Source organism: Butyrivibrio sp. LC3010 (genome assembly GCF_000424385.1).
GTDB lineage: Bacteria > Bacillota > Clostridia > Lachnospirales > Lachnospiraceae > Butyrivibrio.
In genome coordinates this window covers 22,707-30,595 of record NZ_AUJU01000032.1, presented here as the reverse complement: position 1 = coordinate 30,595, position 7,889 = coordinate 22,707, and the positions used below count along the sequence as shown (strand labels likewise).

General features: G+C 39.5%; 7 protein-coding genes, 1 tRNA gene and 1 pseudogene. 8 read left to right on the top strand and 1 reads right to left on the bottom strand.

What is annotated here, in order from left to right:
• The 6 genes and pseudogenes from G622_RS26335 to G622_RS0117375 all read left to right on the top strand — a co-directional run.
• Positions 1 to 219, top strand: a pseudogene (locus G622_RS26335) (IS110 family transposase); the annotation flags it as partial.
• A 174-nt stretch (positions 220 to 393) separates the two neighbouring features.
• The gene (locus G622_RS0117410) at positions 394 to 576 is read left to right on the top strand and encodes a hypothetical protein (protein ID WP_026511750.1); all 183 of its coding nucleotides are present in this window, start codon (positions 394 to 396) and stop codon (positions 574 to 576) included.
• Between the two features lie 330 nt (positions 577 to 906).
• Positions 907 to 1,566: a hypothetical protein gene (locus G622_RS0117400; protein ID WP_026511749.1), complete on the top strand. Its 660-nt coding sequence runs from the start codon at positions 907 to 909 to the stop codon at positions 1,564 to 1,566.
• 101 nt (positions 1,567 to 1,667) lie between these two features.
• Positions 1,668 to 1,740: transfer RNA gene (locus G622_RS0117395), tRNA-Ile, on the top strand.
• 451 nt (positions 1,741 to 2,191) lie between these two features.
• The gene (locus tag G622_RS0117385) at positions 2,192 to 2,650 is read left to right on the top strand and encodes a hypothetical protein (RefSeq protein ID WP_026511747.1); all 459 of its coding nucleotides are present in this window, start codon (positions 2,192 to 2,194) and stop codon (positions 2,648 to 2,650) included.
• Between the two features lie 415 nt (positions 2,651 to 3,065).
• Complete coding sequence (locus tag G622_RS0117375) at positions 3,066 to 3,623, top strand: hypothetical protein (protein ID WP_155831542.1); 558 nt, start codon at positions 3,066 to 3,068, stop codon at positions 3,621 to 3,623.
• Between the two features lie 250 nt (positions 3,624 to 3,873).
• On the opposite strand, the gene G622_RS0117370 is transcribed toward G622_RS0117375, so the two are convergent.
• Positions 3,874 to 4,386 carry a hypothetical protein gene (locus tag G622_RS0117370; RefSeq protein ID WP_026511745.1) on the bottom strand — a complete coding sequence of 171 codons (513 nt, stop codon included), beginning with the start codon at positions 4,384 to 4,386 and terminating at the stop codon, positions 3,874 to 3,876.
• Between the two features lie 294 nt (positions 4,387 to 4,680).
• Here G622_RS0117370 and G622_RS0117365 point away from each other — a divergent pair, with 294 nt between their 5' ends.
• Both G622_RS0117365 and G622_RS0117360 read left to right on the top strand, forming a co-directional pair.
• A complete protein-coding gene (locus tag G622_RS0117365) occupies positions 4,681 to 5,766 on the top strand; it encodes an AAA family ATPase (RefSeq protein ID WP_026511744.1) in 1,086 nt (361 codons plus the stop codon).
• Positions 5,750 to 7,612, top strand: coding sequence for a vWA domain-containing protein (locus tag G622_RS0117360; protein ID WP_026511743.1), 1,863 nt, complete (start codon positions 5,750 to 5,752; stop codon positions 7,610 to 7,612). The genes G622_RS0117365 and G622_RS0117360 overlap by 17 nt, the downstream gene beginning before the upstream one ends.
• The last annotated feature ends 277 nt before the right edge of the window (positions 7,613 to 7,889 follow it).

The window sequence follows — 7,889 nt, the reverse complement described above, 5'->3', positions numbered from 1 at the left end:
AATCGAAGGATGACAAAGAGAGGATCATCAACTTTACGAAAAGTAGGATATGAAGTAATGAGGGTACTTAAGAGTCATCCTGCGCCCAAAGATGATGCTGTATATAATTATATAATCAAGAAAGAAATCGAGGGAAAGTGCAAAAAACACGCTAAAATAGCGGGATTAAATAAATTTCTACGTATATATTATGCAAGAGTAACCGCAGTCTACAAATAAGTAGCAACAGCTATAAAAAGGCTGGAATTATTCATCCAGCCTTTTTGTGATGCTTAAAAATGGTGAAATTGAAAACACTTAAAAATAAGCCGTTTTGCTATTGACATTTGTTAGCAGGTTTTTATGCTCTTGGCGCGGTTGCTTCCGTTTTGAGACTTCCGGATCGGAGGAAAAATGGAAGTAAGAACAAACACAAGAGAGATTGGAGAAAGAGAGGCATTTAATTATCTAAGGAAAAGATGGTCAAAAATAGATGATCCAGTAAAAATAATTACAGATTTACAGAAATATCAGGATATGGGGATATTACAGAAAAAGTACCTGGCAATAAGAGATATCAATCACTTCATGAGATGATAAGCACGATGTACCCGGAAGATAGATGTGGTGATATAGCTAAAAAATGGGTGAGTGATATCAAAAAGAATAACAAAAAATATCTTTCATAAAAAGAATATTAAAAAAAGAGAAATAGTAGAAGAAGTTAGAGATGAAACTTATTTCTTCCACATGCTTATTTTGGGTTCGCTGGCACTGGATGAAGAAGCGTTAGCAATCTTGAGCGAGTAATTTGCTGTGCTGGAAAATATACTGCTTTTCAACCACAGGTTAAGTGACAACCCTATATTTACATGTCTATACTTGTTTTACAGCAAACAAAAGTATAGTTCATGGAGGGTGAAGCTTATGGCAGATAAGATGCTTGTTACTCAGGCTCTTGATGAGAGAGACCTGCTTGTGAAAAAGATTCAGGATAAGATTTCAAAGGCTAGCTTTGTAGATACAATCAAGCCCAATGAGGAAAAGGTGCTTGATGCAAGAGTATTCAAGGATGAATTTGCCAAGGATGCAGAAAGTGCATATCAGCAGATTCAGGATCTGATTGACAGATTCCAGAGAATTGATGCAGCAATCGTTGCTTCAAATGCTAATACAACTATCAATACCACCTATGGCTCTTTTACCGTTGCAGGTGCAATTTCTCTAAGAAGCAGATTGCGCGGTGCGGGATCATATGATGGAGATGCTGATTTTGAGAGATCACTTCAGCTTAAGATGGAAAAGGATTACCAGACTAGAGTCGCTGTTGCTGATTTGAAAAACAAGCAGCTTCAGAGCACAGCAGAGAGTATGAGGCTTTCAATTCTTGGTAAGGATACCAAAGTTAAGGATGAGAAGCCTTTGGAAGTAGTTGAAGCTTATGTGAAGGAGAACACTACTGAGCTGGTGGATCCGCTTGATGTTCAGAAAAAGATTTCTGTACTTCAGGAAAAAAGGGATACGCTTCTTACTGAGCTTGATACTCAGATTAAAGTATCCAATGCGACAACGTTTATTGAGATTTGATTAACTCAGTAAGAATTGCCTGCAACACGAAAACTTCAAACCCGGTTTCCCTGTAACAGGGTTACGTTACAACTACCGATATTGCAAATATTGGATGAGAGTTCAGAATGGCGAAGTGGAAATCGCGCTGGGTTAATGGCCCGGAAGTCGCAGGTTCGAATCCTGCTTCTGAATCCCCATATACGGGATAATAATGAGGAGGCCGCAACGGCCAAGAGCGTTAACCGTTTTGCATTTTGGTTAAACCGTAAATTATCATCGGTCAATAGTATTTACTTCAATAATCAATTGGGAACTGAGAATGTGCTTTAGACATAGAAATATGTTGAAACCCATGATAAAGGTTAGGGCGCTAAACCGGTTGGTCTGAAGTGATCCTCGTGGCTGTGTTGTGGGCAATAAAATAATCAATTCAGAATTTGATCATAGCTGGACCTCAGATAGGTAAAGCGGCAAAGGACCTTGCAGAAAATGCAGGGTCTTTTGTTTTTTCAACTAGAGGTTCAATGACATTGCTGGGTACGAAGGTTATCATAACAATAGTAAGAAATAAAGAGGCTTTTAGTAGCTTCCAGATGGAGATCTTTATCCTGCAGGAGTTATAGAGTAAAGAAGGGTATTTGATATGGTAATAGTTACGTTAATGAGGAGAAAGCATGCTGGATTTACTTTGGAGACACAGGGTTTTGAACATAGAGCGTTTCCTAATATGAAGGCAGCTAAAAAATGGCTGAAGGCCAACAATTTTATTTATGGACAAAGAGATTTTTTTAAATATGATGGCCCTGATGACAAAGAGTGGTGCCATGTTAATGATGCTTCATGGGAATATATAAAAGTCGTTTTAGAAACTATTGAAGATCCTGAGGAAGAATCTTGCTATAAGAATTTTGATCCAGGAATGGCACCGTGGCTTAAAGCAGCTTATGAGGAAGGCAGAAGAGAAGGTTTTGCGGGAAGACTTGTTAAATTAGATATGCCAAGGGATGAGAAGATAAAAATGTTTATAGAAACATTTGGGGATTCGAAGGCGGATGCAGAGTATTGGATATCCTACTGTGAGAAGGAAAGTGCTGCACAATAATAGATTCGAGGAATTTGGTGATATGGTCACAGAACGAAAGATAACTAGATGGAAGAATAAATATTGTCTTGCTAAATATACTCTTAGTAATGCAGGTATAGAGAAGATGATGGAACTCATGAGCCTCACAGACTTGATGATTCAACTACGCGTTGAATGCTAATTTGTTTCCCTGGATTTATAATAATAGCAGCTATTATCTATTAGGATATAGCAGAAGCAGGCACATGAGGCTTGCTCGAGCGATGAAATCATATAGAGTGCTGACATGCTTTATGCGACGGAGCCATCGATGGGTTTGATAAGTAACCACAAGTCAGCTAGGTGAGATCCGAAAGAAAATTATCCTTAAGGGCCGTCTTCTGGCGGCTCTTAGCGACTTCAGCAATGGAAGGAGAGATGAGATATGCTAAAGATGGTAAAAATGTTTGATCCGGAAATAGACTATACAGAAATAATGCTTGAAAGAATCAAAAATGAATATGCAGTGAAGGATATAAATATAGATTGGGGAACTTGTTACGAGGTCACGATACAGGATATCAGGTTTAAATGCGCATATTCGGACGATGAAATGCGGGGAATTATAGATACCTGTGTAAAAATTATTCAAGAGCTTATAGTTATTCAGGATAATGGATATACAAGAGAAAGATTTGATAGCATAGACCATTTTGACAATGGAGAAGAAGTGGATACAATATTAGCTCCTCTCGAAGTTTTTGCAGACTTTAAGACTGATAAACTATCCGAATATGTAGCTGATCTTGCTGGATATACACGTGTTGGTGGTGCATGGTATATGTTGCTTTCTGGACCTTGCATAAAAGATACAATTTATGCTGTTTTTGATAAGATGCTTGACGATCCGGATGATATGGAAATATGGGTTTGGCTTTTGCACTTTTTGATCAGGGGAGCTATGAAAATGCATGGGCAAGAAATAACAAATAATGATATAGCGAAAGCGTGAAGGGCAAAATGGATAAAAAATATAGGGACATGTGAAACCGAACTTCCATGTCCCAAGTATCCGAGATACAAGTTTTCTGTGGCAGGTAGAATCTGTCTCCTTAAAGACGCTCTTGTCAGTCTATAACAATTAACAATAACCTATAAAAAATAACAGATAACCACGAACTGTAACAATAAACATTATTCATAACCAACTTTTCAGAAGTTAACCTGTATTTTATATTAAGACCGGCCACACGGAAAAAATATTAGATTTCAACCTCGAATTCAAATGTCTGATTGAATTTATCAAGGGCAAGCTGCATGGCAGCGATCTCAGAATCTATGCGCTCATAATCTGCCTTGACTACATCCAGATCATAATTTAAATACTTATATTCAGGCTTAGCAGCTGAGGAAAGATAACGTGTTTCTGTGCGAGCCTTTTTCTGGCGCTTTCTCATAAGATCAAGATAGCCGCGTCTTTGATTGAGCTGTGCCATTTTTACAAGAATAGCATCTACTGTCATATTGGTTCCATTGACATCAATTGTGTTAGTAACATTAACAATGTTAATTGCATGTTTTATGGTTACTATCTTGCTGTCAATCTCTGCAATTTCCTTTGATACTTCAGCATAATCATAATCAGGAATGACGGGTTCTTCATCAAGGGATGCCACATAGGTTTGGCCTTCTCTTTCTTTATTGAGATAGAACTCTTTATCAGCATTAAGTTTCTTTAAAACTTTGTTTGCGTAGGCAGAAGTCATTTTCGTCATTGATTTTCCTCCATGTTCATTATCTTCAAAACACATTCGATGATTACAGAATAGTTTTTTTATAAGGGCTTGTCACTTAACCGCTGGTTGAATTTGGGAATCTGATCAAATTTTACAACTAATGGTTAAATGCAATCCTGAGAAAGGTCATATATGATTGATATATGAGATGACGTTGAATTGAAGAGGAGTATTTTAGGGCGTTTAAACCAGCGGTTTAGTGAAGTTATAACATACGTTTTATAAAATAATGCTGAGACAGTATGAATTAGTTATTAAGGAGAAATAGAAATAATGAATTTACCTATAACAGTAAATCAGCAGGAACTATTAGAAATTCTGCTTAATATAGCACCTGTACGTCCGGTGTATATCTGGGGTGCACCGGGAATAGGAAAGTCAGCACTTGTAGAAGAGTTTGCTATGGAGGTGGGACTTGAGTGTGTTTCATTACTTGGAAGCCAGCTGGCTCCTGAGGATATTATTGGTATTCCTCAGATTAGAGGAGAGACTTCTGAATTTTTGCCGCCCAAAATGATAGCAAGGAAGGAACCTTATGTGCTTTTTCTTGATGAGCTTAATGCGTGCTCCCAGGAGGTACAGAAAGCGTTCTATAGTCTGATTTATGAGAGAAGAATTGGGGAATATCATTTGCCGGAGGGGAGCATAGTTATTGGTGCAGGAAATAGAACACAGGATGCGGCTATTGTTAAGACTATGTCCAGTGCACTCATTAACAGAATGTTCCATGTTCAGCTTAAGCCTGATGTTAAAAGCTGGCTAACGTGGGCATATGGAAATGGCATTCATCCCTGGGTTACAGATTACCTTAACCAACGGCCGGATCATCTTTTTTCAGAACCTCCCAAAACAGAGGAACCGTTTTCAACACCAAGATCCTGGCACATGTTAAGCGATGCGCTAAAGGAATTCGGAGCTGGGGAAAAGGATATTCCTATTGAGACCATAAGAATGCTTGCATACGGTAGCATTTCCGCGAGTCATGCCGGGATGTTTGCGGCTTTTGTTAAGCAGTTAGATAACAAGTATCTTCTCGAGGATATCATAAAGGGGGATGCAAGATGGCCTGAAAAGCCGGAGGACAGGGATGTACTGTATTTCCTTGCTCAGTCTTTTAGAGCAAGACTACTGCATGATCTTCCGGAAGTGAAGTCGGAAATTGATAAGAAAACTCAATTTTTTGCACACAGAGGAAAGTCACTTCTTAAGGAGCTTGCTCAGATTAACTATGAGCTTGCACAAATGGTTGTGTTTACTGAGGATGGGAAGACATTGCCACAGTGGTTCATGATTGAGATTGCCAGGGATATTCCAAGACTTGTTGCACAGGAGAAGGGTAACGGTGGGAAAACAGCGTAAAGAAAAAGAGGATCCTAACCTTACGCAGATTCGCAAAGGGCAGGAAATCTTATTTGATAATTCAATATTTAGATACTTGGTTTTAGGAAACCTGAAGATAGTTGGAAGAAATGAACTTGGCAAAAAAACTGCCGCCAGCTCAAGGGCAGATGGAACGATTCTTGTTAATAAGAATGTCTCCCTCTCACCTAAACAATGGGCATATGCCATGGCGCATTGCATTCTGCATAATTGCTTTGGTCATTATGATCTTGAAAAGGTACCCGGATATTTCGAAACAGATCATGATGGGACGAAGATTAAAAAGGCCAGTTTTAATAAGAAGCTTTGGAATATTGCCTGCGATATATATGTTGACAGATTTTTGAATGACATAAAGCTGGGCGATCCACTGAATCAGTCGCCTGTAGGGAATATACCCTTAAGCATTATGGAGGATGAGCAGAAAATTTATGAGTATCTTCTGAGAGAGCACTGGGATGAGAGTAATCATATTTACGGAGTCGGAGCAGTTGATTCCATGGATATGATAGGGCTTGATGAGCCTATTAAGTATGAAAAGGATAAGTGGGGGTATCAGCAGGAGAATGAGTTTGCAAGTGATTTTGCACATTCCTTGGCGAGGTCTGTTGCTGAGGCTATTGATGAGGTCGCGGAGCAGGAATACGATGATTCATTTGGAAGACAGTTAGCCAGGTGGTTTATGAATTCTTTTCCGCTCCTTGGTGCAATTGCCGCTTCCTTTAAAATTGTGGATAGTGAAACGGAATGCAGAAAGTATGATATAAGCTTGGCAGCAGTGGATGCATATGAAGGTATTATCTATATCAATACAAAAAAGAAGCTTGCAGAAGCAGAATGGCATTTTGTGATGGCTCATGAGTTTATGCATGCGGCATTATTGCATCATAGAAGAACTGCGGGCAGGGACCATTATTTATGGAATATTGCTACGGATTATGTTATTAACGGATGGCTTGCTGAAATGAAGATCGGCATGATGCCGGAGGGAGCTCTTTATGATCCTGACCTTAAGGATAAGTCCGCCGAAGAAATCTATGACATTATTTGTAGGGATTTGAGGTCCTTTAAAAGAAAGGATACCTTTAGAGGTCACGGGCAGGGTGACATTATGGGCAAACGAGCAGCCGGATCGTTCTATGGTACTGATAGAGGAGTTTCTCTTGATGATTTTTACAGGAGTGCTCTTTCACAGGGACTTGAGTATGAGATATCGACCAGAGGGAGAGGTTATCTTCCTGCCGGACTTGTTGAGGAAATAAGAGCACTTGCTGTGCCGCCAATTCCTTGGGACGTTAAGCTGGCAGAATGGTTCAATGCTCATATTAAGCCATTGGAAAAGCATAGGAGCTATGCTCATCCCAGCAGAAGACAGAGCTGCACTCCGGATATACCAAGGGCTAGGTATGTGCTTTCTGAATCAGATGACTCTTCAAGGACCTTTGGGGTGATTATAGATACATCCGGTTCGATGGAACCCTCGGAAATAGGCAAGGCATTAGGTGCAATTGCGAGCTATTCTGCCTCAAGAGATGTTCGTGCTGCAAGGGTGGTGTTCTGTGATGCGACTGCATATGATGCCGGATACATGACTCCTGATGATATTGCAGGAAAAGTAAAGGTTATAGGAAGGGGCGGAACCAGACTCCAGCCAGCTGTTGATCTTTTGCAGAGGTCAAAGGATTTTCCTAAGAATGGACCAATACTAATAATAACGGATGGCGGAATAGAGGATCATCTGATTATCAAGCGAGAACATGCATACATATTGCCTGCAGGATGCAGACTTCCATTTAAGGCACGTGGGGAAGTTTTTAATATGTAAAAACTATCTGACAGAATGGAAAACAGCCATTTAGTGAATTAGTCACCAGATAGCTTTTTCAACCACGAGTTCAATGACACGCCATTATGATAAGGCGTATGCTATTAGTACAAATTAAGGCGATTATAGTTACCGGTTTGAGTATTCTCCTATAGGTACATTAGGTGATGTTGTATGTACTGTCTGCGAACACAAGGCATTGAAAAGGTGTTTGGGGAATGAAATGATATATGAAGAATTACTGGATAAATATGATGCCCGTTTCATGTTTGGAGAG

What these genes read in the sequence shown, in the direction of transcription:
- G622_RS0117370 (WP_026511745.1), bottom strand. Translation starts at nt 4,386, where the DNA reads ATGACGAAAATGACTTCTGCCTACGCAAACAAAGTTTTAAAGAAACTT.
- G622_RS0117375 (WP_155831542.1), top strand. Translation starts at nt 3,066, where the DNA reads ATGGTAAAAATGTTTGATCCGGAAATAGACTATACAGAAATAATGCTT.
- G622_RS0117400 (WP_026511749.1), top strand. Translation starts at nt 907, where the DNA reads ATGGCAGATAAGATGCTTGTTACTCAGGCTCTTGATGAGAGAGACCTG.
- G622_RS0117385 (WP_026511747.1), top strand. Translation starts at nt 2,192, where the DNA reads ATGGTAATAGTTACGTTAATGAGGAGAAAGCATGCTGGATTTACTTTG.
- G622_RS0117410 (WP_026511750.1), top strand. Translation starts at nt 394, where the DNA reads ATGGAAGTAAGAACAAACACAAGAGAGATTGGAGAAAGAGAGGCATTT.
- G622_RS0117365 (WP_026511744.1), top strand. Translation starts at nt 4,681, where the DNA reads ATGAATTTACCTATAACAGTAAATCAGCAGGAACTATTAGAAATTCTG.